The 26,377-nt window shown below is 68.5% G+C and carries 26 protein-coding genes, 1 tRNA gene and 2 pseudogenes; 13 read left to right on the forward strand and 16 right to left on the reverse strand.

Annotation, left to right across the window (positions count from 1 at the left end; genetic code table 11):
- The 10 genes and pseudogenes from ABZY11_RS29080 to ABZY11_RS29125 all read right to left on the reverse strand — a co-directional run.
- Positions 1–291, reverse strand: a pseudogene (locus tag ABZY11_RS29080) (hypothetical protein); the annotation flags it as partial.
- 67 nt (positions 292–358) lie between these two features.
- On the reverse strand, positions 359–1,225 hold the full coding sequence (locus ABZY11_RS29085; protein WP_356481984.1) for an RNA polymerase sigma factor SigF: 867 nt from the start codon (positions 1,223–1,225) through the stop codon (positions 359–361).
- A gap of 235 nt (positions 1,226–1,460) precedes the next feature.
- A complete protein-coding gene (locus ABZY11_RS29090) occupies positions 1,461–2,306 on the reverse strand; it encodes an RNA polymerase sigma factor SigF (protein WP_356481985.1) in 846 nt (281 codons plus the stop codon).
- Between the two features lie 222 nt (positions 2,307–2,528).
- A complete protein-coding gene (locus tag ABZY11_RS29095; RefSeq protein WP_356481986.1) occupies positions 2,529–2,822 on the reverse strand; it encodes a Dabb family protein in 294 nt (97 codons plus the stop codon).
- A gap of 9 nt (positions 2,823–2,831) precedes the next feature.
- Positions 2,832–2,996, reverse strand: coding sequence for a hypothetical protein (locus ABZY11_RS29100; protein ID WP_356481987.1), 165 nt, complete (start codon positions 2,994–2,996; stop codon positions 2,832–2,834).
- Between the two features lie 961 nt (positions 2,997–3,957).
- Entirely contained in the window at positions 3,958–4,917 is a 960-nt protein-coding gene (locus ABZY11_RS29105; RefSeq protein ID WP_356481988.1) for an FAD-dependent oxidoreductase, read from the reverse strand.
- A gap of 93 nt (positions 4,918–5,010) precedes the next feature.
- Positions 5,011–5,095: transfer RNA gene (locus ABZY11_RS29110), tRNA-Ser, on the reverse strand.
- A 45-nt stretch (positions 5,096–5,140) separates the two neighbouring features.
- Positions 5,141–5,569 (reverse strand): tRNA adenosine(34) deaminase TadA, encoded by a 429-nt coding sequence (gene tadA, locus ABZY11_RS29115; protein ID WP_356481989.1) that lies wholly within the window; start codon positions 5,567–5,569, stop codon positions 5,141–5,143.
- Between the two features lie 90 nt (positions 5,570–5,659).
- Positions 5,660–6,220, reverse strand: a complete 561-nt coding sequence (locus ABZY11_RS29120) for a hypothetical protein (protein WP_356482005.1) — start codon at positions 6,218–6,220, stop codon at positions 5,660–5,662.
- Between the two features lie 186 nt (positions 6,221–6,406).
- Positions 6,407–6,634 (reverse strand): hypothetical protein, encoded by a 228-nt coding sequence (locus tag ABZY11_RS29125; protein WP_356481990.1) that lies wholly within the window; start codon positions 6,632–6,634, stop codon positions 6,407–6,409.
- A gap of 103 nt (positions 6,635–6,737) precedes the next feature.
- On the opposite strand from ABZY11_RS29125, the gene upp reads away from it, so the two are divergent.
- Positions 6,738–7,373 (forward strand): uracil phosphoribosyltransferase, encoded by a 636-nt coding sequence (gene upp, locus ABZY11_RS29130; RefSeq protein ID WP_356481991.1) that lies wholly within the window; start codon positions 6,738–6,740, stop codon positions 7,371–7,373.
- A gap of 42 nt (positions 7,374–7,415) precedes the next feature.
- On the opposite strand, the gene ABZY11_RS29135 is transcribed toward upp, so the two are convergent.
- The gene (locus ABZY11_RS29135; protein WP_356482006.1) at positions 7,416–8,012 is read right to left on the reverse strand and encodes a LytR C-terminal domain-containing protein; all 597 of its coding nucleotides are present in this window, start codon (positions 8,010–8,012) and stop codon (positions 7,416–7,418) included.
- 244 nt (positions 8,013–8,256) lie between these two features.
- Positions 8,257–8,553, reverse strand: coding sequence for a type II toxin-antitoxin system VapB family antitoxin (locus ABZY11_RS29140; RefSeq protein WP_072488263.1), 297 nt, complete (start codon positions 8,551–8,553; stop codon positions 8,257–8,259).
- A 103-nt stretch (positions 8,554–8,656) separates the two neighbouring features.
- On the opposite strand from ABZY11_RS29140, the gene ABZY11_RS29145 reads away from it, so the two are divergent.
- Positions 8,657–10,318 carry a helicase HerA-like domain-containing protein gene (locus ABZY11_RS29145; RefSeq protein ID WP_356481992.1) on the forward strand — a complete coding sequence of 554 codons (1,662 nt, stop codon included), beginning with the start codon at positions 8,657–8,659 and terminating at the stop codon, positions 10,316–10,318.
- 70 nt (positions 10,319–10,388) lie between these two features.
- Here ABZY11_RS29145 and ABZY11_RS29150 read toward each other — a convergent pair whose 3' ends face one another.
- A complete protein-coding gene (locus ABZY11_RS29150) occupies positions 10,389–11,006 on the reverse strand; it encodes an HhH-GPD-type base excision DNA repair protein (protein WP_356481993.1) in 618 nt (205 codons plus the stop codon).
- A 210-nt stretch (positions 11,007–11,216) separates the two neighbouring features.
- Here ABZY11_RS29150 and ABZY11_RS29155 point away from each other — a divergent pair, with 210 nt between their 5' ends.
- Positions 11,217–12,023, forward strand: coding sequence for a DUF4157 domain-containing protein (locus ABZY11_RS29155; protein ID WP_356481994.1), 807 nt, complete (start codon positions 11,217–11,219; stop codon positions 12,021–12,023).
- Positions 12,024–12,182: 159 nt separating this feature from the next.
- Here the strand turns inward: ABZY11_RS29155 and ABZY11_RS29160 are convergent, their stop codons facing one another.
- Positions 12,183–13,505, reverse strand: coding sequence for a hypothetical protein (locus tag ABZY11_RS29160; RefSeq protein WP_356481995.1), 1,323 nt, complete (start codon positions 13,503–13,505; stop codon positions 12,183–12,185).
- A 210-nt stretch (positions 13,506–13,715) separates the two neighbouring features.
- Between ABZY11_RS29160 and ABZY11_RS29165 the strand changes: the two genes are divergently transcribed.
- From ABZY11_RS29165 to ABZY11_RS29210, 10 genes are all read left to right on the forward strand, one after another.
- Positions 13,716–14,342, forward strand: coding sequence for a response regulator transcription factor (locus ABZY11_RS29165; RefSeq protein WP_356481996.1), 627 nt, complete (start codon positions 13,716–13,718; stop codon positions 14,340–14,342).
- 153 nt (positions 14,343–14,495) lie between these two features.
- Positions 14,496–16,583, forward strand: a complete 2,088-nt coding sequence (locus ABZY11_RS29170; protein WP_356481997.1) for an HYR domain-containing protein — start codon at positions 14,496–14,498, stop codon at positions 16,581–16,583.
- Between the two features lie 28 nt (positions 16,584–16,611).
- Entirely contained in the window at positions 16,612–17,412 is an 801-nt protein-coding gene (locus ABZY11_RS29175) for a DUF4255 domain-containing protein (protein WP_356481998.1), read from the forward strand.
- 14 nt (positions 17,413–17,426) lie between these two features.
- On the forward strand, positions 17,427–19,472 hold the full coding sequence (locus ABZY11_RS29180; RefSeq protein WP_356482007.1) for an ATP-binding protein: 2,046 nt from the start codon (positions 17,427–17,429) through the stop codon (positions 19,470–19,472).
- A gap of 121 nt (positions 19,473–19,593) precedes the next feature.
- Positions 19,594–20,373, forward strand: coding sequence for an alpha/beta hydrolase (locus ABZY11_RS29185; RefSeq protein ID WP_356481999.1), 780 nt, complete (start codon positions 19,594–19,596; stop codon positions 20,371–20,373).
- Complete coding sequence (locus ABZY11_RS29190) at positions 20,370–21,647, forward strand: cytochrome P450 (protein WP_356482000.1); 1,278 nt, start codon at positions 20,370–20,372, stop codon at positions 21,645–21,647. The genes ABZY11_RS29185 and ABZY11_RS29190 overlap by 4 nt, the downstream gene beginning before the upstream one ends.
- 153 nt (positions 21,648–21,800) lie before the next feature.
- Positions 21,801–22,448 (forward strand): DUF433 domain-containing protein, encoded by a 648-nt coding sequence (locus ABZY11_RS29195; protein WP_356482001.1) that lies wholly within the window; start codon positions 21,801–21,803, stop codon positions 22,446–22,448.
- A complete protein-coding gene (locus ABZY11_RS29200; RefSeq protein ID WP_356482002.1) occupies positions 22,405–22,824 on the forward strand; it encodes a toxin-antitoxin system, toxin component, PIN family protein in 420 nt (139 codons plus the stop codon). The genes ABZY11_RS29195 and ABZY11_RS29200 overlap by 44 nt, the downstream gene beginning before the upstream one ends.
- A 110-nt stretch (positions 22,825–22,934) precedes the next feature.
- A complete protein-coding gene (locus tag ABZY11_RS29205) occupies positions 22,935–23,531 on the forward strand; it encodes a DUF5753 domain-containing protein (protein WP_356482003.1) in 597 nt (198 codons plus the stop codon).
- 13 nt (positions 23,532–23,544) lie between these two features.
- Positions 23,545–23,631, forward strand: coding sequence for a hypothetical protein (locus tag ABZY11_RS29210; RefSeq protein ID WP_356482008.1), 87 nt, complete (start codon positions 23,545–23,547; stop codon positions 23,629–23,631).
- A 187-nt stretch (positions 23,632–23,818) separates the two neighbouring features.
- On the opposite strand, the gene ABZY11_RS29215 is transcribed toward ABZY11_RS29210, so the two are convergent.
- Together ABZY11_RS29215 and ABZY11_RS29220 are read right to left on the reverse strand one after the other, a co-directional pair.
- Entirely contained in the window at positions 23,819–24,493 is a 675-nt protein-coding gene (locus tag ABZY11_RS29215) for a leucine-rich repeat domain-containing protein (RefSeq protein WP_356482004.1), read from the reverse strand.
- A 15-nt stretch (positions 24,494–24,508) separates the two neighbouring features.
- A pseudogene (locus ABZY11_RS29220) lies at positions 24,509–26,377 on the reverse strand (hypothetical protein); the annotation flags it as partial.

The raw sequence follows: 26,377 nt of genomic DNA on the forward strand, positions 1-26,377 counted from the left end.
CTCCCTTTGTCCCACACGGCCACCGCCACCGCCACCGCCGTCCCGGTTCCTGCCGGGCGCGCGGCCCTTGCCGTCCCGGTCCAGCGGGACCAGCGTCACCTTCCCCGACGGTGCGACTGCCCCCGTCGGCGTTCTCCCGGAATCGGTTCCCGCCGCGCCGAGCGCCACGTAGCCCTTGTCCGCCGTTCCACCGCCGCAGGCGGCCAGCACGCCGCCCAGACACAGCACGGCCGCCGAGGCGGCGATCACGGTGCCCCGGCGGCCGTTCGGGTCGAGCATCTGACGTCGCATCGCGCCAGTGTGGCTGACGGTCCGTCAAATCGGAACCCTTGTGCTCCGGTACGGGAGTCCACGGCGGTCAGTCGGCGATGAGTCCTTCCCTGAGCTGGGCGAGCGTACGGGTCAGCAGGCGCGAGACATGCATCTGCGAGATGCCGACCTCCTCACCGATCTGGGACTGGGTCATGTTGGCGAAGAACCGCAGCATGATGATCTGGCGCTCGCGCGGCGGGAGCTTGGCCAGCAGCGGCTTGAGCGATTCGCGGTACTCGACGCCTTCCAGCGCCGAGTCCTCGTAGCCGAGCCGGTCCGCGAGGGAGCCCTCGCCGCCGTCTTCCTCGGGTGAGGGCGAGTCCAGCGAGGAGGCGGTGTACGCGTTGCCGACGGCGAGTCCGTCGACCACGTCCTCCTCGGAGACCCCGAGCGCCTTGGCCAGCTCGGGCACGGTCGGCGAGCGGTCGAGCTTCTGCGCGAGCTCGTCACTGGTCTTGGTCAGCGCGAGCCGCAGCTCCTGGAGTCGGCGCGGGACGCGCACCGACCACGAGGTGTCGCGGAAGAACCGCTTGATCTCCCCGACGACGGTCGGCATCGCGAACGTCGGGAATTCCACGCCGCGTTCGCAGTCGAACCGGTCGATCGCCTTGATCAGGCCGATCGTGCCGACCTGGACGATGTCCTCCATCGGCTCGTTGCGGCTGCGGAACCGCGCCGCGGCGTAGCGCACCAGCGGGAGGTTGAGCTCGATGAGTGTGTCCCGTACGTAGGCACGCTCCGGGCTGTCCGTTCCTTCGGGGCCTGGTGCTGGCCCCAGCGCGGCGAGCCGCAGGAACAGGGAGCGGGACAGAGTGCGGGTGTCGATGGCTTCCGACGAGCTGGTGAGCACAACAGGTGCGGGTTCGCTCTTCGTGAGCGTGAGCACCTTCGAGCTGCCCTGTTCTGCGGACATGCCACCCCCTTGAGGTCGCGGACGGTCGCGTTGAGCCGCGACCATCGGAGGAACGCAGCCTCCACCTGAATACCGGAGGCGAGGCCACGGCAAACGCGGTTCCCGCAGAATGTCACATGTCGGCAACACGCTGTAGTGACATGTCGACAAGTCTTTGTGACGTCTGCGCAGTTAACAGGGGGTGCGAGGCATTTGGGTCGCGCGAACCGGACTTCGAGCGCTCTACCCGATCCGGTTAGGCCTCGATCCTGTTTGCGGATCGAAGTCGGGCAAAGCTTCGGGCCAACAGTCTTGACACATGCATCTGGGAGACCCCCAGTTCGGCACTGATCTGGGACTGCGTCAGATTGCTGTAGTAGCGCAGCAGGAGGATGCGCTGCTCGCGCTCGGGCAGCTGTACGAGCAGATGCCGTACGAGGTCACGGTGCTCGACCCCGGCGAGCGCCGGGTCCTCGTAGCCGAGGCGGTCCAGCAGCCCGGGCAGCCCGTCGCCCTCCTGGGCGGCCTCCAGCGAGGTCGCGTGGTAGGAGCGCCCGGCCTCGATGCAGGCGAGCACCTCGTCCTCGGAGATCTTCAGCCGCTCGGCGATCTCCGCGGTGGTGGGTGAGCGGCCGTGAGCGGTCGTCAGGTCCTCGGTGGCGCCGGTGACCTGCACCCACAGCTCGTGAAGCCGCCGGGGGACGTGCACGGTCCGTACGTTGTCCCGGAAGTACCGCTTGATCTCGCCGACGACGGTCGGCATCGCGAACGTCGGGAACTGGACGCCGCGTTCGGGGTCGAACCGGTCGATGGCGTTGATCAGGCCGATCGTGCCGACCTGGACGACGTCCTCCATCGGCTCGTTCCGGCTGCGGAACCGCGCCGCGGCGTACCGCACCAGCGGGAGGTTCGCCTCGATGAGGGCCGCCCGCACCCGGCTGTGCTCCGGGGTCCCCGGCTCCAGGTTCTTGAGCTGCCCGAAGAGCACCTGGGTGAGCGCCCTGGTGTCCGCGCCCCGGGTCCTGGCGGGCGTCGTCGTACTGTCGGGCGCCTCGGTCTGGACGGACTGGGGAGGCACTTGAGGCGCTGTACTGGCCGGCACGATGAGGCCACCCCTTTGCGGTCAACTTCGGTCAACTCATCCGTCAAAAGCGGTCATAGCATCACAAGACATGTCCACTGTGTGCAAGCACCGTATAGCGTCGTGTTGGGGTCAACCTGGTTTAAACACTAAAAAAAGCCCCTCACCGCGATGGTGAGGGGCTCGTGGGCCGTCCGGGTCGGAACGGACGCCGGATCGGCCGGATCGGCTGGATCGGCCGGATCAGAACGGGTAGTCGGCGATCACCCAGGTGGCGAACTCGCGCCACTGCCCGGCGGCGGCCTGATGGGCGGGGTGCTCGATGTACCGCTTCAGGGCGTCCTGGTCGGCGACCGCGGAGTTGATGGCGAAGTCGTACGCGATCGGCCGGTCGGTGATGTTCCAGGCACACTCCCAGAACGCGAGCTCGGGGACCTGCCCCTCCAGTTCCTGGAAGGCCTTCACCCCGGCGACGACCCGCGGGTCGTCCCGCTCGACGCCGTCGTTCAGCTTGAACAGGACCAGATGGCGGATCACGGTGTACTCCTACTTCACGAGCTCGGACATGAAGTCGCCGACGCCCTGTGCGGCACTCGAAACGCCCTCGAACCCTACCTGGACGAGATCAGCCGCCCGGGCCGGGGAGGTGATGATCGTGTACAGCACGAAGACGACTACCACGTAGAGAGCTATCTTCTTCGCTTGCACCATCAGCCCCTGCCTCCCCTTCGATCCCCTGTTTCGATCCCCTGCGCAGTCGGGCGATTCTATCCGCACGAATGGCCGCACCCCTCGGAGGCTTCCGAGCACTCACATGGCCTTTAGGGACCAAGGGCCCGGCGATCGAGGCCCTTTGTCCACGCGCACGGCCCCCACCAGGGAGCAGGATGGACGTGCGCCCAGCGGATGAGGCAGGAATCCGAGGGGCGAGGAACGGGCCCTCACTGTGGGGCTCTCACCGCGAACCACCCCCTGACCGCGGCGAGGGCTTGAGGCCCCCGTTCTCACCGGGGGAAGCGGCTTGTCCCCCGACGCCGCTTCCCCCGACCTGAGCTTGGGTGACTGTGGCCCCGGCACGACGACCGTCGCGCCGGGGCCACAACCGTATGCGCGGCGCCTGCGGACCGCTCCGCCCCGAGGCTCGGCCTCGACGTCTTTGCGGGCCTGGCCCCGCACGCGCGGGGACCACGAGCCGGCGGCGACAATTGCGCCCTTCTTGCCGGGACCACCCCCGCACGCGCGGGGACCACCTCGCAGCGGCCGAGCTGCGCAAGGGCACCCCGGGACCACCCCCGCACGCGCGGGGACCACCTGACCGGCGATCAGGCCACGTCTGTGGACCTGGGACCACCCCGCACGCGCGGGGACCACAGCGCCCCGACCGCCTTGCGGCCCTTGGTGATGGGACCACCCCCGCACGCGCGGGGAGCACCCCGGAAGGAGCACCACCGTGACCGGCACCGAGGGACCATCCCCGCACGCGCGGGGAGCACTGTTGCTGACCTGCCGGTTTATGCCGGGCGGAGCCCGTTTCGGCTTAGTTCTTGAGATTCCGGCAGGTGGGACACTCTCGCCACCGATTGCTCATCCGGGACGTAGGTGGGTGGCTGCATGTCCGTGCTTCCAACAAGCAACAGTCCACATTCAGTTACATCCACCACGCGAGCGTAGTTCATGGCGCATCCCCGGTCGGTAGGTCCCGGGTGGCGTAGTAGGCCCGCAGGGCGGCCTCGCTGCCGGAGCCCAGGGCGGTCATGATGCGTTGGAAGCGGGGGGAACGGAGGTCGCCGGCCACGATGATGCGGGGGTGCTGGGAGGTGGGTGGGCAGTAGCCGGAGGGGGTGCGGACGAGGTCGCCGGGTGGGGCCGTCGGGGCGCTGCCGATGCTGAGGAATGTGGCGTCGGCTCTCACCGTCCGCCGTTCGCCGTGGCGGTCCAGGACTTCCGCTGTTGCCGACGTGGTGTTCGGCGGGTGCAGGGTCAAGTGGTCGACGGGGAGCAGTGTGACGCGTGGGTCGTCGCGGATCTCCTCGACCTTGTAGTCGTCGCTCGCCGGGTATGCCACCAGCAGGCGCGTGTCGGTGTCCGGGTGAGCGCGTAGGAACGTGCCGATCGGGCGGTCGCCGCCGAGAACGAGGAGGGTACGTCCCTCCGTTTCTTCGGCTTCGGCTCGCCAGAGGGGTGGCAGAGGGAGGGGCGAGGGGGAAGTGATCCAAGGGGTGTTCCGGGGCTGGAGGGGGCCGAGTCCGGTGGCGACGACCGCGTAGGGCGCGGCCAGGTGGCGTCCGTTGTCGAGGGTGACGGTGGCCCGGTCGTCGGAGGCGCGCAGCTCGGCTGCGTACCTGCCGAGTTCGATGCGGCAGAGTTCGGTGCCGTGCAGTTCCGTGGTGATGGCGGTGGCCAGTGCGGTGCCGTCCGTGTGGCCGCCGAGGACATTGTTCAGGGCCGGGATCCGGTACAGGTTGCGGCACAGGGCGTCCGGCTCGATCAGGATCGAGCGCATGCCCACGCTCGCGGCCGTACGGGCTGCGGCGCAGCCGGCCGGGCCTCCGCCGATGACGAGGAGGTCGGTGTCCAGGGAGTCGGTGTCGAAGAAGTTGTCGTGACCAGGGGGGTGCGGTTCGGCGGCCATGGGGGCATTCCAGCACCGTTGCCCCGGCGAGGTGCTGCGTTCGGTACGGAAACTCGAAGGGCCCGACGCGATGCGCCGGGCCCTTCATAGGAGCGGTAGCGGAGGGATTTGAACCCTCGGTGAGTCTCCCCACACTCGCTTTCGAGGCGAGCTCCTTCGGCCGCTCGGACACGCTACCGAGAGAGAGCTTAGACCATCCCGGGCCGTGGACAGAAATCGGTTCTCAGGGGGTGCGGAAGAAGGCCGTCAGGACGCTTGCGCACTCCTGTTCCAGGACGCCCTGGATGACCTCCGGGCGGTGGTTGAGGCGGCGGTCGCGTACGACGTCCCAGAGGGAGCCCGCCGCGCCCGCCTTCTCGTCGCGGGCGCCGTAGACCACCCGGTCCACGCGGGACTGCACCAGTGCGCCCGCGCACATCGTGCAGGGCTCCAGGGTGACCACCAGGGTGCAGCCGGAGAGCCGCCACCGGCCGAGGGCCGCCGCGGCCCGGCGGACGGCGAGGACCTCGGCGTGTGCGGTCGGGTCGCCGATGGCCTCGCGTTCGTTGTGGCCCGTGGCGAGCAGGGCGCCGTCCGGGCCGAGCACGACGGCGCCGACCGGCACATCGCCGGCCCGCGCCGCCAGATCGGCCTCGGCCAGGGCGCGGCGCATGTGCGCCCGCCACGGGTCTCTCACGGGGTCGTGTGGTGCTGGTGGTTCCGGTGGTCCTTGCGGGTGTGGTGGTTCGCTCACCCGCGGACCCTAACGGACGGTCTCCAGGACCTCGGCCGCGCCCAGCGCGTCCGCGATCTCCGTCAGGGCGTCCGTGCGCAGCATCAGCAGCTCGGCCTCGGGGAGCCCGAGGTCGGCCAGGACCCGGGTGTCGCCGAGCGGGCCCGCCGGTACGGCGTCGGCGTCGAGGCCGTCGTCATCGTCGTCGTTGGTGTGGTCGTTGTCGGGGCTGGTGTCCGGGTCGCCGTCCTCCGTACCGTCGAGGCCGACGAGCTCTTCGAGGGCGGCAATCGTGTCCTCGGCCCCGGGTTCGCGGCCGAGCAGTTCGTCGGTGAGCAGGATCTCCCCGTACGAGGAACGGGCGGCGGCGGTGGCGTCCGAGATGAAGATTCGGGGGTCGTCCTCACCGTCCACCCGGACGACGCCGAACCAGGCGTCCTCCTGTTCGATGAAGACGAGCACCGTGTCCTCGTCCACCGAGGCCTCTCGGGCCAGATCCGTCAGGTCGGACAGGGTCTCCACATCGTCGAGCTCCGTGTCGCTCGCTTCCCACCCGTCTTCGGTGCGCGCGAGCAGTGCGGCGAAGTACACCGTGACTCTCCCACTGGTCATAGGGGTGTCGGTCCGGCGGGAGGGCAGCCGGTGGCCCGGCTGTCCTGTGTCCCGCCCATCGGAATCGTGGCAGAAACAAGTGCTTCGCGAGAGGAGTTCGGCCGTTGCGTCGGCCATCAGTTCTCCTGGACGCCGCCACCAGGGGGACGCCGGACAGCCGACGGGCTACCAGCGGAAGGTGCGCATACGCATGGCCTGGCGCATCCGGGCCGCCCTGGCGCGGCGGGGCTGTACCCGGTCGCGGAGCGCCTTCGCCTCGTGAAGCTCGCGCAGGAACTGGGCGCGCCGCCTACGGCGTGCCGCGTCGGTCTCCTCCGGGTCCTGCTGGACCCGTGCGTCCCCCGGGGCCGGCGCGTCCGGCTGGTCCCGCTTCCGTATTTCCCCGTCCGGCATCGACTCATCACCCCAAGGCTGGGTCCGTGTCCCCCCACCTTCCCCCCGAACATACGGCTGATGCCAGCGCACGGGTGCGGTAGGCACGGTTACTGTTGAGTCCATGCGGATCCACGTCGTCGACCACCCACTGGTCGCGCACAAACTCACCACCCTGCGCGACAGGCGCACCGACTCCCCGACTTTCCGGCGGCTCGCCGACGAGCTGGTCACCCTGCTCGCCTACGAGGCCACCCGGGATGTGCGCACCGAACAGGTCGACATCGAGACCCCGGTCACACCGACGACCGGCGTGAAGCTGTCGCACCCGCGGCCGCTGGTCGTGCCGATCCTGCGGGCCGGCCTCGGCATGCTCGACGGCATGGTGCGGCTGCTGCCGACCGCCGAGGTGGGCTTCCTGGGCATGATCCGCAATGAGGAGACGCTCAAGGCGGAGACGTACGCCACCCGGATGCCGGAGGACCTCTCGGGCCGCCAGGTGTACGTCCTGGACCCGATGCTGGCCACCGGCGGCACGCTGGTCGCGGCCATCAAGGAACTGATCAAGCGCGGTGCGGACGATGTCACCGCGGTCGTGCTGCTCGCGGCGCCCGAGGGCGTCGAGGTGATGGAGCGCGAGCTGGCCGGTACGCCGGTGACCGTGGTCACCGCCTCGGTCGACGAGCGGCTCAACGAGAACGGCTACATCGTCCCGGGCCTCGGCGACGCGGGCGACCGGATGTACGGCACGGTCGACTAGACAGGGCCTTGCGTGTACGGCTGCCGGGGGCTCCGGCAGCCGTCAGCAGGACGACGGTGCGGGGGCCGGCTTCGTCAGGGCGGCGAGGGCCGCGGCCGCCGACCGGGGCGTGTTGAACGTCTTGAACTTCGTACCGAGAATCAGATCGACGTCCGCGGTCCGGCGGGCGTCGGTCTTCGGAGTCGCGCCCTGCAACTGGGTACCGAGGACCGCGAACGAGCCGTTCGTGGCCGAAGGGGCGCCCAGCAGTACCCCTGGACCGGGGACCTTCTTGTCGTACGCGGCCGGGGCGTTTCCCACCTTGCCGATGGTGAAGCCGCGCTTCTTCAGCTCGTCGGCCGCCTTCTTGGCGAGACCGCTGCGGGGCGTCGCGTTGTAGACGTTGACGGTGATTTTCGCGGGCTTCGGCAGCACCTTCGCAGACGCGGACGGCTTGGCGGTGGGGCAGTCCGTCTTGTGGTCGGCGGCGCTGGCCTTCCGGTCGCCGCCGGTGAAGACGTCGATGAGCTGCATCGTGCCCCATCCGGCCAGCCCGAGGGCGACCACGGAAGCGGTGGCAGCGAGGATCAGTTTGCCGCGACGCCGGGGGCGGCGCATCCGCGGGTACTTGTCGCCCGTGATGCGGTACTTTCCGCCCATGCCGGGGGGAGTGAGCATGCTCATGGGCGCAGCGTAGTGCGGCCCGGTGATGATGCCTACTAAATGATCAATGGATCGCACCCGTCCGAGTGCGAAAGCACCCGAAAGAACCCGGAGCAGCCCCGAGCAGCCCGGATTCGCCCGGGTCTGCCCGAAGGTCCCGCGGGCGTCGCGGGTCCGGTCAGTCCAGCTAGTCCCGTCAGTTCCGCCGGTCCTGCGGGTCCGTGGACGGATCCCGCTTCGGTCAGCCGAGTTCGAGCACGCGGGCGTGCAGTACCTGGCGCTGCTGAAGCGCGGCGCGGACCGCGCGGTGCAGTCCGTCCTCCAGATAGAGGTCGCCCTGCCACTTCACGACGTGCGCGAACAGGTCACCGTAGAACGTCGAGTCCTCCGCGAGGAGGGTTTCGAGGTCCAGGTTGCCCTTGGTGGTCACCAGCTGATCGAGGCGGACCGGGCGCGGCGCGACATCCGCCCACTGCCGGGTGCTTTCCCGGCCGTGGTCGGGATAAGGCCGCCCATTTCCGATGCGCTTGAAGATCACACGGAAAGCCTACCGGGCAAGAGCCTCCGGGCGCAGCCATGGGGCCAGACTGCGATGCTGACAAGAACGCCACAAAAGTGGGCATTTCGGAATAGGGGCCCCAATGAGTGACAGCCCGAGCGACAGTCCGAGCGCCAGCTTGAGCGCCGGCTTGAGTGGCAGCGACAGCACGGGCGGAGGCGCGGGCGGCGGTGCTCTGCCGGAGCCGGCGCGGGAGATCGCCGCCGGGTACGACGTTTCCGGGGCCGCCCTCGATCTGGGCGCGTTGTTCTGGGACGGCACCTGCCTGCCGGACGCGCAGATCCGGATTCCGCTGGCGATGCTCAACCGGCACGGACTCGTCGCGGGCGCCACCGGAACCGGAAAGACCAAGACGCTCCAACTGATCGCCGAGCAGCTCTCGGCCAACGGTGTCCCCGTCTTCCTCGCCGACATCAAGGGCGATGTCTCGGGCATCGCCGCCCCCGGCGCGCCGGGTCACCGGGTCACCGGGCGGGCCGGGCAGGTGGGACAGGCGTGGGAGGCCAAGGGCTTCCCGTGCGAGTTCTACGCGCTCGGCGGCATCGGCCCCGGTATCCCGCTGCGCGCGACGGTCACCAGCTTCGGCCCCGTACTCCTGTCCAAGGTGCTCCAGCTCAACCAGACGCAGGAACAGTCGCTCGGCCTGATCTTCCATTACGCCGACGCCAAGGGCCTGGAGTTGGTGGATCTCAAGGATCTGCGGGCCGTGGTCGCGTTTCTCGTATCGGACACCGGAAAGGCCGAACTCAAGGAGATCGGCGGTCTTTCCACGGCGACCGCGGGAGTCATCCTGCGGTCGGTCACCGCCTTCGAGCAGCAGGGTGCGGGTGACTTCTTCGGTGAACCGGAGTTCGACACGGCCGAGTTGCTGCGGCAGGCGCCGGACGGGCGCGGGCTCGTCTCCGTACTGGAACTGGCGGCGCTGCAGGACAAGCCCCAGCTCTTCTCCACCTTCCTGATGTGGCTGCTCGCCGACCTCTTCCACGATCTGCCGGAGGTCGGCGACCTCGAACGGCCGAAGCTGGTCTTCTTCTTCGACGAGGCGCATCTGCTCTTCAACGGGGCCTCGAAGGCGTTCCTGGAATCGATCACCCAGACCGTGCGGCTGATCCGCTCCAAGGGCGTGGGCATCTTCTTCGTCACGCAGACGCCGCGCGATGTGCCCGCGGAGGTGCTGGCGCAGCTCGGGAACCGGGTGCAGCACGCGCTGCGGGCCTTCACCCCGGACGACGCGAAGGCGCTGCGGTCGACGGTGAGGACGTTCCCGAACTCGCCGTACGACCTGGAGGAGTTGCTGACCCGACTGGGCACCGGCGAGGCCGTGATCACGGTGCTGAGCGAGAACGGTGCGCCCACGCCGGTCGCCGCGACCCGGCTGCGGGCGCCGCAGTCGCTGATGGGTCCGCTTCCGGCGGCGGAGCTGGATGCGGCGGTGAAGGGTTCGTCGCTGTACGGGAGTTACGCCGAGGCCGTGGACCGGGAGTCGGCGTACGAGAAGCTGAGCGCCGATCAGGAGGCGAAGCGGCGGGCCGCCGAGGCGGAGGCCGCGGACCGGGCGGCGGTGGAGGAGGCGGTTCGCGGCGAGGGGGCGCGCGGGGCCGGGAAGGCGGCCAAGGAGGATGCCTCGCTGGTCGAGCAGGTGGTGGGGAGCGGGATGTTCCGGTCGCTGGCCCGGTCCCTCGGGACGCAGCTGGGCCGGGAGATCTCGCGGTCGATCTTCGGTACGGCCCGCCGCCGGCGGTAGGCGGGGACCGCCGCGGGCCGGGCCGCTGCTGCTCGGCGGGCCAGGGGCGTTACTGCTCGGCGGGCCAGGGTTACTGCTCGGCGGCGCGCTTGGCCGCCTTGGCCGCCTGCTTCGCGTGCTGCTTGTACGCGCGGACCTCGGCGAGCGATTCCGGGCCCGTGATGTCGGCGACCGAACGGTGCGAGCCGGTTTCGCCGTACGGCCCCGCCGCCTCTCGCCAGCCCGTCGGCCGGACCCCGAACTGCTTGCCCAGCAGCGCCAGGAAGATCTGTGCCTTCTGGGTGCCGAACCCGGGCAGCGCGTTCAGCCGTTTCCGCAGCTCGGCCCCGTCGGAGACATCGGTCCACACCGCGCTCGCGTCACCGTCGTACTCCGCCACCAGGTACTGGCACAACTGCTGGACCCGTTTGGCCATGGAGCCGGGATAGCGGTGCAGGGCGGGCTTCGCGGTGAAGAGTTCGGTGAACGCCTCCGGGGCGTAGACGGCGATCTCATGGGCGTCCAGATCGTCTCCGCCCATCCGCTGAGCCAGGGAGTACGGGCCGGAGAAGGCCCATTCCATCGGCACCTGCTGGTCCAGCAGCATGCCCACCAGCGCGGCGAGCGGGCTGCGTGCGAGGAGCTCGTCCGCCTTCGGCTCCTGGGCGATCCGCAGGGTGATGCCCTGGTCCTTGTTGCTCTTGGTCATGCCATCGATCATCCCGACGGCGGTGTGGCCCGGCCACTCCACTGTCCGCCGGTGCAGCCGTTTGCCGTACGGACGGACGGGGTGCCCGAAGGGGCAGGGCCGGCTGCCCCCGGCCGGCGGGATCCGGGCTGGACTGGGCAGTGGGGCGTCGTGAAGGTGGAGTGGTGGGGCCATCACGACGCGCCTTCGACCGGGGCGCGGGCAGGGGAGATGACGATGCACGCACAGGAATGGGACGACCACGAGCGGGATCACGGACACGGGCCTGAGCACGAGCACGACGAGCCCGCGCACGCGTCGAGGGCGTCCGAGGGCCGGGCGCCGGCGGATACCCCGCACCTCTACCGGGCGGCGGCCGCCGGGCGGGCCGATGTGGTCGGGGCCGGCGGCATGGGCGTGCTCCAGCGGGCGGTCGGCAACAGCGCCGTGGGGTCGATGCTCCAGCGCAAGAAGGAGGAAGAGCGCTCTCCTGTGCACGATGTGGTTTCGTCGGGCGGAGGGCAGCCCCTGGACACGGACACCCGCGCCGATCTGGAGGGGCGGATGGGGGCGGACTTCTCCGACGTACGCATCCACACGGACTCCGCCGCCCACGAGTCCGCGAAGGGCGTGGGCGCCCACGCGTACACGGTCGGCAACAACGTGGTCTTCCAGCGGGACGCCTACGACCCGTCCTCGCCGCAGGGCCGCACCACGCTGGCCCATGAGCTGACCCATGTGATCCAGCAACGCAACGGTCCGGTGGAGGGTACGGAGGCGCCGGGCGGTATCCGGGTGAGCGACCCCTCCGACCGGTTCGAGCGGGAGGCCGTCGCGAACGCCGACCGGGTGCTGTCGGACCCGGCCCCGGCTAAGAACCCGTCTCCGTCTCCGTCTCCGGCTCCGGCGGCTGGGGCGGCCGCTGTGCAGCGGGCCGCGACGGAGGACGAGGACGAGCAACCGGCCGATGTGCAGGGCTCCTTCGTGCAGCGCGCGAAGGAGGGCGCCGAGGAGGAGGAAGAGGCTCCGCCCGAGTGACGGGGCCCCGCCCGAGTGACGGGCTTCCGGCGGTCGGCGCCTCCGGCGTGACGGGCCTCCGGCGGGCGGCGCCTCGCGGGCGGTCCGCCGAGGCGCCGCCCGGCATGTCAGCCCGGCGTGTCAGCCCGGCGTGTCAGCCCGCCGTGCCGGCCCGGCGTGTCAGTCCGCCGTGTCCGTCTTCATCGTGCCGCCGAGGAACAGTGACTCCGAGCACCGCGAAGGCGTCGGAGCGTTCACCGGCTTGCCGACCTTCCGGCAGTCCACGGTCATCGTCACCTTGCCCCCGGCGGGCACCAGGATCGGCGTGACGAAGTGGTAGTCGGAGTCGCGGAAGTTCTCCAGCGCCAGCCGGAGCACGGGCGCGTCCCGGCCCGAGGAGACCACGAGCGTTCCCGCGTCGCCCTGCGGGTTCTGGACCACGATGTCGGTCAGCTGGAACGTGTGCCCGCTGGGCACCTGCAGCGCCGTCGACGTATTCGACCCGCCGCCCACCGAGTCCCTGACCTGCACCTGCGCACTGGTCGGGGCCGCGGCCGAGGCGTCGGAGGACGCGTCGGGGCTCGGTGAGGGGCTGGGTTTCGGCGAGCCGCCGTTCGCCCCGGACGAGTTGCCCCCGCCCGACGACGCGCCGGCCGATGACCCCTTCTCGGGCGCCTTGCTCTTCTCGGCCGCGGCGGCGGACCGTACCGCGTCCGGTGTGATCGCCTCCCGGGCCGCCGACTTCACGGCCGGGCGCAGCAGCGCGTACCAGAGCCCCACCAGCGCGATCAGCAGGACGGCCGCGGTGATCAGCGCCCGGGGGAGCCAGCGCGGCAGGATCGGCTCCTGCTGGTACGAGCCGTCCACGACCACCGGGGCGACCGGGGCCTGGTCCTCGGCGACGTCCGGGGTGGCGACCACCTGGAAGGGATGCGTGACCGGGATGCCGCGCCACACGCGCTTGGCCGGCCGGATCCGCACCTTCCCGAACTCCGCCCGTCCGGGCGCGATCTCCAGAGCGTCCGCCGCGAACGAGACCCGTGCCCGTTCCGTGCCCGACTGGGCTCCCAGCCGTACCGTGACTGGGGCGTTCCCCCGGTTGTCGACGGCGAGTTGATGCCTGCCGCGCCAGGCGCCGTGCGAGCTGCGCGGTACCAGTTCGGCGGTCGTCTCGGTGAAGGGGAGTACGGTCACCCGCCCTTCGGGCACCACCGTGTCGCCCTGCTCACTGGTGGGCACCACCCGTATTCCGAAGGGCGTCTCCCCCGCGAGCACGGTCGAGTCCCGGGGCGGACGCAGTACGAGGGAGACGGTCTGGGAGTCGCCCGGATACAGGGAAAGCGTCGCCGGCTCGACCGTCGACCAGGCGGCGCACGCGCCGACCACCTCGAAGCGGTACTCCTCGACAGTGCTGCCGGAGTTGAGGATCCGCAGGGGAAGGGCCGTCTCCTCGCCCGGTGCGGCGGTGACGGACGAATCGTCGAGGCTTGCCGTGAGACTCATAGGGCGCACCGTAGGTTCGCCGTTGAAGGTCGACATCGGCCGTGAAGGAACACTTCCGGGCAGATTCTGTGCCCGGATCGGCTTTTTTGTTTCCCTGTAAGGAAACACGGGCATCTTTTGACCGCCTCAGACGAGTGAGGCATACGAAAACAGCCGTGCTGGTTGTGATCGACGTGACGCCATCGGCTGTTGCCCAGGGGGAGCATTGCCATGGAGCGCATCACTGTCGCATTACGGGCCCAGGATCCGATCTCGCAAGCGGGCGTGGCCAGTCAGTTACGTACCCGGCCCGAGGTCAGCGTGATGGACTGGGGAGAGGGCGACGCCTCTCCTCAGATCGTGATCGTCGTCGTGGACGCGGTCGACGAGGCGGTGTTGACGATGCTGCGCCACATCCAGCGCACCAGCACCTCACGTACCGTCCTGGTCACGACGGACATCGACGAGCAGAAGCTGGTGAGCGCCGCGGAGTGCGGTGTCGCCGGTGTGGTCAGGCGCTCCGAATCGACTCCGGAGCATCTGGTGCAGGTCATCAGGACGGTGGCGCGGGGCGAGGGCCATCTCCCGTCCGACCTGCTGGGCCGGCTCCTTGAGGAGGTGGGTCGCCTTCAGGGGCAGGTGCTCGGCCCCCGTGGGCTGCACTTCACCGGTCTCGCGGCGCGTGAGGTGGATGTGCTGAGGCTGGTCGCGGAAGGGTACGACACCGCGGACATCGCGACGAAGCTGGCCTATTCCGAGCGCACCATAAAGAACGTGCTGCATTCGGTGATGACCCGATTGCAGTTGCGGAACCGGTCGCACGCGGTGGCGTACGCGATGCGGCAGGGGCTGATCTGAGCCGGCCCGCGCGGCACTTCGGTAGACCCCCGCTGCCCTTTCGGGCAGCGGGGCCTTCCCGGGGGTGTGACTCCCGCACCGCTGTGCGTCCGCCGCCGGTGCAGGACCCTGACGTCCGGTATGCCGATCGGCCGAGGGTGGGGGAGGACTTCCGTGCGCTGGTTCCAGCCGCTTCGGCGGGTGCCGTGGTCGCGGCGGGACGGATGGACCCGGGCCCGGCCGTCCGCCGCGCGCCGCACTCTCACCGCGCTCCGTGTCCCGGCCCTCGCGCTGCTTCTCGTGGCCACCGGTATCGCCCCCGGTTCGGCCGTCACCTCCGGGGCGCCGTCGGTGGCGGTGCCCGAACCCTGGGTCACTCCGGCCGAGTTCACCGACGCGGTCGACCCGGGCGGTTCCACGGGCGTGGACAAGCAGGTCCGTACGCCCGCCATCCCGCCGAGGCCGGACGTGATCCTGCTGGTGGACGGCACGGGCAGCATGAAAGACCCCATCCGGCGGGTGAGGGAGCGGATCCCCGAGATCACGAAGGCGATCCGCGACGAGCAGCCCGATTCGCGTTTCGCCGTGGCCACCTTCGGCGACCAGCAGGTGGACCCCGACGCGGGCTTCAAGGTGCTGCAAGGGCTGACTTACGACCTGGGCGAGGTGCAGACGGGCGTCGACCAGCTCAAGGCCGACATGGGCGACTACAGCATCGGCCCGCCCGAGGACTGGATCTACGCCCTGTGGAAGCTGGCCAACGGCGGTGACGGGAAGACCGTGTTCCGCCCTGACTCCAGCCCCGTCGTCGTGCTGGTCGGTGACGCGTCCAGTCATGACCCCAGCAACTACCGGACGACGTTCAGCGACGCCGAGTTCGCCCTTCAGGACGCGGGGGTGCGGCTGATCGCGGTCGGTCTGACCAGTGACAAGGGCGACGGCCTCAACGGAAACGGCCAGACGCCCACGTACCCCGACGACAAGAAACATGATCCGGACCAGGCCCTGCGACTGACGACCGCCACCAACGGCCGGATGATCGAAGGCATCGAGAGCAATGACGTCGTGGACGCCATCATCGAGGGGTTCAGCAACCTTCCCACCAATGTGAGTTACCGCCTGGACAACTGCGATCCGCATCTGTCCGTCAGCCTCGATCCAGCCACCCAGCAGGTCACCAGCGGGGACACAGCGCACTTCGCGGAGAACATCGACGTCTCGGCGGACGCCCCCCAGGGCACCCGGCTGACCTGCACCGTCCAGTTCCTGATGGGCACCCAGGCACCGGGTACGGACACGATCGGGCCGGCCGCGGCGGCCGACCCGGACTTCCAGGAACAGATCAGCATCGATGTGAACGACATCGACGCGCCCGTCGTCACCGTGGACGATCTGACCGTCCGGGCCAAGGACAAGAAGGGCGCGCGCGTGACGTACGCCGCCACCGCCCAGGACGCCACCGACGGCACGCTCCCGGTGACCTGCACCCCTGCCTCCGGTTCGCTCTTCCCGGTCGGCCGCACCACGGTGACCTGCTCGGCGACCGACTCGGCGGGCAATACGGGGACGGACACGGCGGAGATCGAGGTCCTGGAGGCCCCCGTCCCGCCCTCGGCGGATGTGGCGATGAAGGTCGACGTCAGCCCGGACCGTACGTACACCGGCCGCCCGGCCCGTGCGCGCTTCGTCATCACCAATGCCGGTCCGGACCCGGCGACCGGCGTGGTCATCGGCTCCACCTGGCCCAAACCGTCCAAGGGGAAGGACCGCAGCCTGCCCGCCCTGACCCGCTGCACAGCGGCGAAACCGTGCACCATCCCGGCCGGCGGCCGCATCGAGGTGACCCAGACCGCGACATACCGCGCGGCGATCACCGGGAACGTACGGGCCACCGTGCGCGGCACCCTGCCGGACCGCCGCAAGGCCAACAACCAGGACACCGACCGGCTGCGCGTCCTGAAGCCGTCGCTGACCGTCACCCCGCAGGTCGCCAAGCCGGGCCAGCCGGTGCTGGCCCGCGGCAAGGACTACCCGCCGGGCGCGACGGTACGTTTCACGTGGAACATCGGCATCACCCCCGGCGGAACGACTGCCACGGTGGGCCGCGACGGCACATTCGAGGTGCAGGTCCTGGTCCTGCGCAAGGACAAGCTGGGGCCGCGAGAGCTGCGGGCGGACTCGCGGGATCTCGACCGGCTGAAGAAACCGGTCCTGGTGGTGCAGCGGAATCTCCAGCCACCGGACTTCGCGGGCCGCGCATGAGCGCCGGTGACCACACGGGAGTGATCGGGTGATCCACGAGGTCGACGACGTACTGCGGGCGCTGATCAGGGCGGAGGTACTCGAAGGCGGCCAGATCGCGGTGGTCTTCGACGCCCCGACCCGGGAATGGGCGGCGAAGGTCAACGCGCCCATGGTCAACCTGTATCTCTACGACATCCGCGAGGACATGCGCAGGCGCGAGCGGGGTCTCCACAACGACTACGACGAGCGGGGCACGATCATCGCGCGCCGCCGCCCGCCCCGGTTCTTCAAGCTGTCGTACCTGATCACGGCGTGGACGAAGCGCCCGGAGGACGAGCACCGGCTGCTCTCCTCGCTGCTCGGCTGTCTGCTGTGTTACGAGGCACTGCCCCAGGAGCGGCTGGCGGGCACCCTGGCCGAGATCGGGGCGCCCGTACCGATGTCGATCGCGCTGCCGCCGCCGGAGGACCGCTCGTTCGCCGACGTATGGAGCGCGCTGGGAGGCGAGTTGAAACCCTCGCTCGACCTGGTCGTCAGCGTGCCGGTGACGGCGTCGCCGAGCTACGTGGTCGGGCCGCCGGTCGGGGACGAGGGGCTGCAGACCCGCTTCGGGGACGTACCCGAGGGGACCGAGCCCGAATCGGAAACGATGCCGGGCCGCGGGGGCCTCCCGGTGTACGGCGGCCGGCCGGGACGGCCGGGCGGGGATGCCGCCTCCCGCGCCCCCGACCCGGAACGACGACGCGGTCTGTCCCTCCGCATCACGGAGACCCGGAAGGCTCGTACGGAGACCGGGAAGGCTCGTTCAGAGACCGGGAAGGCTCGTACGGAGGACAGTGCCGAATGACCACCGCGGGTGAAATGACCACCGTGGGCGATCCGAACCTGCGCCATCTCCTCGCCCGCGCGGTGGCGGTGGAGCAGCGCATCCGGCGCGCGGTCGAGGCCCGGCAGCTCACCGATCCGGACCCGGACGACGACTTCCGCGGCCTCTACCTCACGGACGAGAACATCGCTCGCCTGCTGGACGAGAACGAGGCCCGCGCTTTCCCGTACCCCGTACCGCCTTCCGCTACGGACTCCGGAGAGGTACTGGCGGAAGAGTCCAGACTCACGTCCCTCGCAGGCGAATTCGGCCTCAGCGCCCTCGACATCGAGATCCTCCTCATCACGCTCGTACCGGATCTCGACGACCGCTTCGAGGCGTTCTACGGCTACCTGAACGACGACGTGACCCGCCGCCGCCCGTCCATCGGTCTGGCGCTGGGCCTGTGCGGACTGTCCCCCGCCGACCAGGTGGCGCGCGGCCGGCTGTCGGCCCGTGCCCCGCTCCGTGAGGGCCGTCTGCTCCTGGTCGAGGACCTGGACCGTCCGTTCCTGACCAGGGCACTGCGCGTCCCCGACCGGGTCACCGCACACCTGCTCGGCGACGACACCCCCGACCCGCGGCTGGCCGATGTCCTCGCTCCCTGGCACGCCGTACCGGGCGTCGGCGACCCGGCCCCGCTCTCCGGGGCCCTCGCCCACGGCGCCTCGCTGGCCTACCTCCGTGAGGACCAGGGCGGTGCGGGCACGGCCCTCGCGGCCTCCGCGCTGACCCGGGCCGGCCACCGGGTCCTGGGCCTGGACCTGGCGCGCCTCGCCGAGGACCCGTCCCCGGCCGAGGCGGTCCGCTCCCTGGTCCGGGAGGCCCGGCTGACCGGCGCGGGCGTGGTCTGCGCCCCGCTCGACGCGGTCTGCCGCGAACACCCGGAACTCCTCCGGCTGCTCACCGGCACCCCGGTCCTCACGATCCTGGTGGGCCGGGCCCCCTGGGACGCGGCCTGGTCCGCCGCCCCACCCCTGCTCCTGCACGCACCCCGCGTGGAACCGTCGACCAGGGCGGCCCTCTGGACCGACGCGTACGACGCCCCCGTCCCCGAGACCATCGACGTGGACCGGCTGCTCTCGCCGTTCCTCCTCACCCCGGAACAGATCACCCGTGCCGCCCGGGGTGCCGCCCAGACCACCCATCTGGACGGCGGCACCCTCACCCCCGACCACGTCCGCCAGGGCGCCCGCGCCCAGAACGCGGCGGGCCTTGACCGCCTGGCCCGCCGCATCGAACCCACCGTCACCTGGAACGACCTGGTCCTCCCGCCGGACACCCACGCCCAGCTCCGCGAACTCACGGCCCGCGCGAGACATCGCGACCGGGTCCTGGGGGAGTGGGGCATGCGCCCCGGCGGCGGCAGGGGGCGGGGCGTCTCCGCCCTCTTCGCGGGCGACTCGGGCACCGGCAAGACGATGTCGGCGGAGGTCATCGCCGCAGACCTGGGCCTGGACCTCTACACGGTCGATCTGGCGACGGTGATCGACAAGTACGTGGGCGAGACGGAGAAGAACCTGGAACGCATCTTTTCGGAAGCCGCAGGTGTGAACGGCGTCCTTCTCTTCGACGAGGCCGACGCGATCTTCGGTAAACGCTCCGACGTGAAGGACGCCCACGACCGCTACGCGAACGTCGAGAGCGCGTACCTCCTCCAGCGCATGGAGTCCTTCGACGGCCTGGCGATCCTCGCCACCAACCTGCGGGCCAACCTGGACGACGCGTTCACCCGCCGCCTGGACCTCGTCATCGACTTCCCGGTCCCGGACCCCGAACAGCGCCTCGTCCTCTGGGAGCGCTGCCTGGGCACCGTACTCCCCCGGGGCAAGGACCTGGACCTCGCCTTCTGCGCGGAGAACTTCGAGCTGGCGGGCGGCAACATCCGCTCGATCGCGGTGACGTCCGCGTACCTGGCGGCGGACACGGGCGAGCCGGTGACGATGCCGACGCTGATCCACGCGATCCAGCGCGAGTACCAGAAGCTGGGCCGGCTGACCCTGGCGTCGGAGTTCGGCCCGTATCTGGGGCTGCTGTCCTGAGACGGGACACCTCGCCCGGTCCCGTGCGGGTGCCCTTGCGCCGGCCCGGAGTTGGCGCCACCGTGGGCGGGGGCCGGTCGGTGATCGGCCGGTTCCTCTCCGTACGGCGACGGGAGTCAGCGTGACCGCATTGCCTGTTCTGCCCCACGAACTGCACGGCGACGGCCCGCACAAGGTCATCGCGGTGCACGGCTGGCTCGCCGACCGCTCCGCGTACGCCCCTGTGCTGCCGGATCTCGACCTCGGTTCGTTCCAGTACGCGGTGGTGGACCTGCGGGGATACGGCGAGGCCCGGGATACGGACGGTTCGTACACCACGGCCGAGGGGGCGAAGGACGTGCTCGCGCTGGCCGACCGGCTGGGCTGGGAGCGGTTCTCGCTGATCGGCCACTCGATGGGCGGCTCGATCATCCAGCGGACGCTGGCCGCCGCGCCGGAGCGGGTGCGCAGAATCGTGGGGGTGTCGCCGGTCCCCGCGTCCGGCCTTCCGCTCCCGCCGGAGCAGTGGGAACTCTTCGCCGAGGCGGCGCACACCCCGCAGAACCGCCGGATCATCCTCGACACCACCACCGGAGGCCGGCGCCCGGCAGGCTGGCTGGACCGCATGGTGCGCCGCTCGGTCGAACGCAGCGACGTCAAGGCGTTCCGGGCCTGGCTGGACTCCTGGGCGGGTGAGGACTTCCACGACCAGATCGAGGGTTCGCCCGTGCCGGCCCTGGCCGTGGTGGGCGCACTCGACCCGGCGCTGTCCGCAGAGTTGCAGCGCGCCACCTGGATGCGCTGGTTCCCGCGGGCCGAACTGGTGGAGCTGCCGTCGTGCGGCCACTACGCGATGGACGAGGCCCCGCTCGACCTGATCCGCGTGATGGAGGACTTCCTGCGGGCGGACGGGGAGACATGAGCGCGCACGCCGCCCCCGAAAGGCCCGTACTGGACGTCTTCGACCCCAGGCAGTACGGGCGCGACATCCCCCACGACCGCTATCGCCACCTGCGCGACCACCACCCCGTGGCATGGCAGGAGGAGCCGGAGGTCCTCGGCTGGCCGGCGGGCCCCGGCTTCTGGGCGGTCACCCGGTACGAGGACGTGGTCCGGGTCCTGAAGGACTCCTCGACGTACTCCTCGTACCTGGGCGCCACCCAGATCCGCGACCCGGACCCCGCCGACCTGCCGTTCATCCGCCGGATGATGCTCAACCAGGACCCGCCGCACCACCGACGCCTGCGCGTACTCGTCAGCCGCGCCTTCACCCCGAGGCGCATCGACCGCTTCGGGACGGTCGTCCGTGAACGCGCCCGCTTCCTGCTCACCCGCGCGGTGGCCGGGGCGCGGGCGGCCGACGGCACCTGCGACCTCGTCACCCAGGTCACCGACGACTACGCCCTCCTCAACCTCACCGACCTGCTCGGCGTACCGGACACCGACCGTGCGCTCCTCCTCCACTGGACCCAACGCGTCATCGGCTACCAGGACCCCGACGAGTCCGGAACGCCGGCACTCGGCCCGGACGGGCGACCGCTCGACCCCCGTTCCCCATCCGCCCTGCGCGACATGTTCGACTACGCCCACGCCCTGGCCGCCCACAAGCGCCGGCACCCCGCCGACGACGTGATGACCGCCCTCGCCACGGACCCCGAACTGACCGGTCCCGAACTGGAGATGTTCTTCTTCCTGCTGGTGGTGGCCGGCAACGACACCGTACGCAGCGCAGCCCCCGGCGGCCTGCACCTCCTGGCGGAGAACCCCGAGGCGTACCGTCGCCTGCGCGACGGCGAGGTGGGGTTCGCGACGACCGTGGACGAACTCCTCCGCCGCCACCCCCCGGTCCTCACCTTCCGCCGCACGGCCACCCAGGACACGGAGCTGGCCGGCACCCGCATCCGCACCGGCGACAAGGTGGTCGTCTTCCACGCCTCCGCCAACCACGACGAACGCGTCTTCCCCGCCCCGTTCACCCTCAACCTCACCCGCACCCCGAACCCCCACGTCTCCTTCGGCGACGGCCCGCATGTCTGCCTGGGCGCTCATTTCGCGCGCCTGCAACTGCGCACGCTGTACGAGGAGGCGTGCCGCCTTCTTCCGCCATCGCTCGAATCTGCGGGTTCACCGGCGCGCCTGGTGTCGAACTTCATCAACGGTCTGAAGTCGCTGCCGATGCGGGTGGGCGGCGCCTGATAGCTGGTCCCGCCTCTGGCTTCACCCCCTCGGGTGACTGGACAGAGAAAGCTGTCTGGCGGCATTCAGACCAAACGTACGGTTCCTGAACCGCTTGAGTCTGGGGGTGAGCCACTTCAATGTGTAACGCTGGGCCTGAGGGAGGTGCCGCTGATGGTGAACAAGTTCCGGGACCCGATCATGACGCCGCTGGAGACCGCGCGGCATCTTCGAATCAACGAGAGAACGTTGTACCGCTGGCTTCACGAGAAGGCAGCCGGCGAGCCGTTGGTCCATGCTGTCGAGGCCGAGAAGAGGGGTGGGCCGTCGGTACCGTTCGTCGCCGTGGTCGAGGCGTACGTGTTGCACGCGCTTCGGGACCTGGGACTCAGCCTTCACAAGATTCGCGAGGCAGCGGAAGCTGTTCGGCGAGAGTTCGGCGAACCCTATGGGTTGGCCACACGCAGGATCGCGACCGACGGCGTCGAAATCTTCGTGGACCACGCAGGCGATCTGGCACGGGCTCGCGATGGGCAACGGCCGATCCGCGAAGTCATCGAGGACTACTTGCGCTACATCACGTGGGAAGCCGACGGGCGGACCCCGCAGCGGCTGCGCCTGATGCAGTATCCGGATGTCGCCCCCGTGATCATCGACCCGCGGTTCGGTTGGGGTGCGCCGGTGGTCGCGTCCAACAAGGTTCAGGTGGACGCGATCGTCGATCTCTGGCAAGCGGGCGAGCCGTTGGAGGTCGTCGGCGACGAGTTCGGAATGTCGCGTGACGAGGTCGAGGCCGTTCTCCGAGCCGCGCGATCAGCCTGAGTTCCTGCTCGACCGCAACCTCGGCAAGACAGTGCCGACTCGGCTGGTTGAGCTCGGATGGCGCATCCACTTGATTACCGAGGAGTTCCCGGACGATGCCCAGGACATCCCCGATGAGGCGTGGATCGCGTATGGCCTTGAACACGGGTGGCATCCACTGTGCAAGGACGGTCGGATCAAGACTCGCGCCCACGAGCGGCAACCGCTTGTGGATGGGGCTGGACTCCTCTTCTACCTGGACAACCAGCAGTTACCGATTGCCGAAATGGTGCGCCGAATCCACGCGGCACAGGACGAGATCTATCGCGTGGCCACGAGGAAGGGACCGGCGGCCTACGCGATCGGAGCGGATGGCCTCCGGTTGACCTGGTCTTGATGAAGAGAGACCTGTCGGCCATCGGCTGATGCTCCGTGAGCGGGACGTTGCCTGGACCCGAGCTTCTGACCTGTCTGTCGAGGCCCGTCACGCACGTAACCGATTGACGGATGCCGGAAGTAGGAAGCTCCATACACGCACTTCAGACCGCGGCCTACACCGATGCCGTCGCTCGGCGCGGGACTGCTGAGCGGGCAGACGGCGAGGTGGAACGTCTCGTCGACCTGCGCCAGGCGCGGCAGGCTGCACTCAGTCGGGAATCCACCCCGCTACGCCTCTGGACCGTGCTCAACGAAGCGGTGCTGCGCCGAGTGGTCGGCAGCCCGGCGATCACGGGGGACCAACTCCTTCACCTGGCCGAGATGATTCGCCATCCGAAGATCACCGTGCAGGTACTCCCCTACGAGCACGGAGCACATCCGGGCATGGCGGCAGGCCCGTTCCAGATCCTCGGCTTCCCGTGGCCGGCCGATCCTGGTGTGGCGTATGTGGAACATCGAGCGGGTGCCTGCTACCTCGAACGTGACCACGAGATCGAGGCGCATACTGTGGCCTTCGAGCACCTCGTAGCGCTTGCGCTGAGCCCGGAGAGCTCAGTGGCGGTGGTGCGAGAAATCGCGAAGGAGTCGAGTGAACGGGAACGAACAGACCCTTTCGTACGGGGAGTTGAACGCTCTGGCGTGGCGGAAGTCCACCTTCAGCGGTGATCAAGGCGCCTGTGTGGAGGCCGCTCCCCTGCCAGACGGTCGTATAGCCGTGCGCAACAGCAACCACCCTGATGCAGGAACCATGTTCTTCCAGCTGTAGAGATGGACGCCTGGATCAAGGGCGTGAAGGCGGGGGAGTTCGACCACCTCGTCGACGAGTAGTGGGCCGATGGGTCCGGCGTGCGTGTCCCCCTGCATGCGGCCATCTCTCCCAGGACCCGGAACCGGTGTTCTGCAGCCCGCTGCGGGGAGCGCTTCGCGTAGTTACTCGAACTCGCGAAGTCCCCTCAGGGGCCGAGGGTGGTCGGCATCAGATCCATACGGTCGAAGAGTTTGGGTACTTCGTCCGGGTTCTGATCAAGTAGATTCGCCAGTTCTTCGCGGGCCACGATGGGATGACTCAGGTCGGGCATGTCTGTCAACGCCAGTCCGGGGCGGCACAGTCTGGTCCCGTCGTGTGCCTTGTAGAAGCAGTACGGAAGACCGCGGCGTTGCAGTTCGAGGGTCATTTTCCAGTCGAGCTCGCCGGAAACAGAAACCCGGACCCCTTTTTCCTGTAACTGCGGCGCAAGAATCCGGTAGGAGTTTTCGGACAACGGGTTCCCCCGGACGTCCAGACGCCGCAGCTTTGGACACGAGAGGAGAGGGCTCAGATCCTCGATCCGGTTCATTCCTGCGGTGAGGCGCCTCAATGAGGGAAAGTGCTCGACCCCGGCAAGGTTTTCGAGGTTGCTGAATTGTGCGACGATTGTGGCGAGCGTTGGGAGTTCGCCCAACTGGCGGAGATCGACAGGATCACAGCCGATTATTTGAAGGATTTCCAGGTTCTGGCAAGCCGATAGATCTTCCAGGGTTCGGGCGTAGGAGACGTGGAGGTAGGTAACCGACTGAAGCAATTCGAGCGAGAATGGTTGCTGCTGCCCGGTCTCTTGGCTGATCGCCTGTGCTACGGAAGGGTCCATGTTCGCGAATCCTCACTAGGTTATTTTTTCTATCTCATCTCTTACTTTTTCGAAATCTTTGAGAATTTGCTGGTAGTTTTTGCCCTGCTCTTCGGCCAGCTTTCTGACACTCCAGGAAGCGTATTGGCTCGGTGCTATCCTGTAGCGGACTCCAACTGGATCTCTGACGACTTCCGGCGGCAGACCAGCAGTGCTGCCCGACCAGATGAGTGGCCCATCCTCAAACTCTTCAATGATTTTATCCAGGCAGGCAAGCGCACCCGCCTCCTGGCTCTCCCGGAAGATCGCTCGAAGTCGATTATGGAAGTCTTCGCTACCATTCGTGAAGATTGACTTGTCCTCATCGTTCTCGTAGAAGGTGCCCACGTGGCCTCCGGGCGGGCTGGAGGGCCCTTCGGGGCGCTTCCAGATGACGAAGTTGGTTGGTGAGCGCAAAAGATGATGGAGTCGAAGCCAACGTAATCCTTCGGCAGCCTTATCCGCGTCGTGCAGAGATATTGCATGTTGCAGGACATCCCTGATGAGATCGGATGGGATCCATTCGTGACGGTTGGGCATGGCATCGCGAAACCTGCCCTTTACCCAATCAGAGTTTGCGCTGCCGGAGTTCCAGAGGTCGCTGAATTTCTGCCATGTTATTCCTTGCACTGATCTCTCGCTCGAATCGCCGGGCTTCCGTTTTCCGTCTTCTCCCAGAAGCATTTGTTCCAAGAAGGAGATGATGCCACCCGCCTTCTTTACGGCCTCGACCAGATCGGGTTCCACGCTGTCTTTTAGGAAGGGGTGAAACTTCCCGTAATGGGAAAGCCTCGGATCGAACCCGATCTCGCTGATCTGGCCTGTCAGGCTGGCCTTAATTTTATCAGTTGCGCTTGAGGCTGCAACTCCTTCTTTTCCTTTTTTGGCAACATTTACGGCTGCGTCATTTCCGATTATCTTGAGAAATTCTTCGCGTACAGGATTTCGATCCTCGCTCGTGAACACGTAATCCCGGAAGGTCTTGGTGTCGGCCGACCTGGTACCAGGAGCATCTTTGAAGTATTTGATAAGTTTTGGGTGGGCGTATGCCGACCGATCGTTACGCAAATATTCGATACCGCCCGCATTTGTACCCGATAGAGCGTCGTCTCGCGACGGCCAAATTTTACTTTCCCCTACTTTTGGATTCTCCAGTTGCTTATCCCACCACCAGTCGTGCGGTGCGCTCTCGGACCATTCTTTGCCATGCTTGTGAAGGTGTTTTCTTATTTCTTTCTCGTATTTCTCGTCCTGGGGATCATTGGGCCTTCTGATGGTCCCCTCTGCGACCGTCACGGGCGCACTGGCGCGTGCTACTACCTTGAAGGAAGTGGAGTCTTCTCCCTTTATTTTCCGGAGTGACTTGAGTCCCTGTGGGCGCAGGGTTTCCATCGTCTTCTTGATCGCTAGGTCCAGATGGCTTTCGGTAGACATGGGGGAGGAAGTGGGGCCTGCCAGGAGTCGGCGAGCCTCTCTCTTCACGTTGCGGCTGTTGGGAGTCTCATCGTTCTCTCTGTCCTTCCTGTCACGCTTGAGTTTGTTCCAGAGATCTTTGCCCCTCTTGGCGATGAAGCCCACGATTTTGTCGATGGCCCTGTTCACGGGGCGGGCGACGGCGTGGAAGACGCTCTTGACCTTGTTGGCGAGGCCGCCGATGCCGAGCAGTGAGGCGAGGAAGCCGATCAGCAGTGGGACGCTTGCCGCCAGGGCGGCCTCGACCATCTTCGGGACGCCCGCCGAACCCCCGTTGGCGATGGCGATGACGGCGTCGAGGACGGCGTTGACGAAGTCCACGATCTGGGCGCCCTGGGTCACGATGAACGTGACGATGTCGATGATTCCCTTGACCGCGCGGACGAAGGCGGA

The sequence above is a fragment of the Streptomyces sp. NPDC006510 genome, assembly GCF_040611955.1.
Lineage (GTDB): Bacteria > Actinomycetota > Actinomycetes > Streptomycetales > Streptomycetaceae > Streptomyces.

Excerpts from the sequence above, each read along its gene's own strand:
- ABZY11_RS29085 (WP_356481984.1), bottom strand. The coding sequence starts at position 1,225 with ATGTCCGCAGAACAGGGCAGCTCGAAGGTGCTCACGCTCACGAAGAGC.
- ABZY11_RS29100 (WP_356481987.1), bottom strand. The coding sequence starts at position 2,996 with ATGGTGCAAGCGAAGAAGATAGCTCTCTACGTGGTAGTCGTCTTCGTG.
- ABZY11_RS29105 (WP_356481988.1), bottom strand. The coding sequence starts at position 4,917 with ATGGCCGCCGAACCGCACCCCCCTGGTCACGACAACTTCTTCGACACC.
- tadA (WP_356481989.1), bottom strand. The coding sequence starts at position 5,569 with ATGCGCCGCGCCCTGGCCGAGGCCGATCTGGCGGCGCGGGCCGGCGAT.
- ABZY11_RS29125 (WP_356481990.1), bottom strand. The coding sequence starts at position 6,634 with ATGCCGGACGGGGAAATACGGAAGCGGGACCAGCCGGACGCGCCGGCC.
- upp (WP_356481991.1), top strand. The coding sequence starts at position 6,738 with ATGCGGATCCACGTCGTCGACCACCCACTGGTCGCGCACAAACTCACC.
- ABZY11_RS29135 (WP_356482006.1), bottom strand. The coding sequence starts at position 8,012 with ATGGGCGGAAAGTACCGCATCACGGGCGACAAGTACCCGCGGATGCGC.
- ABZY11_RS29145 (WP_356481992.1), top strand. The coding sequence starts at position 8,657 with ATGAGTGACAGCCCGAGCGACAGTCCGAGCGCCAGCTTGAGCGCCGGC.
- ABZY11_RS29150 (WP_356481993.1), bottom strand. The coding sequence starts at position 11,006 with ATGACCAAGAGCAACAAGGACCAGGGCATCACCCTGCGGATCGCCCAG.
- ABZY11_RS29155 (WP_356481994.1), top strand. The coding sequence starts at position 11,217 with ATGACGATGCACGCACAGGAATGGGACGACCACGAGCGGGATCACGGA.
- ABZY11_RS29160 (WP_356481995.1), bottom strand. The coding sequence starts at position 13,505 with ATGAGTCTCACGGCAAGCCTCGACGATTCGTCCGTCACCGCCGCACCG.
- ABZY11_RS29165 (WP_356481996.1), top strand. The coding sequence starts at position 13,716 with ATGGAGCGCATCACTGTCGCATTACGGGCCCAGGATCCGATCTCGCAA.
- ABZY11_RS29180 (WP_356482007.1), top strand. The coding sequence starts at position 17,427 with ATGACCACCGTGGGCGATCCGAACCTGCGCCATCTCCTCGCCCGCGCG.
- ABZY11_RS29190 (WP_356482000.1), top strand. The coding sequence starts at position 20,370 with ATGAGCGCGCACGCCGCCCCCGAAAGGCCCGTACTGGACGTCTTCGAC.
- ABZY11_RS29195 (WP_356482001.1), top strand. The coding sequence starts at position 21,801 with ATGGTGAACAAGTTCCGGGACCCGATCATGACGCCGCTGGAGACCGCG.
- ABZY11_RS29205 (WP_356482003.1), top strand. The coding sequence starts at position 22,935 with ATGCCGGAAGTAGGAAGCTCCATACACGCACTTCAGACCGCGGCCTAC.
- ABZY11_RS29215 (WP_356482004.1), bottom strand. The coding sequence starts at position 24,493 with ATGGACCCTTCCGTAGCACAGGCGATCAGCCAAGAGACCGGGCAGCAG.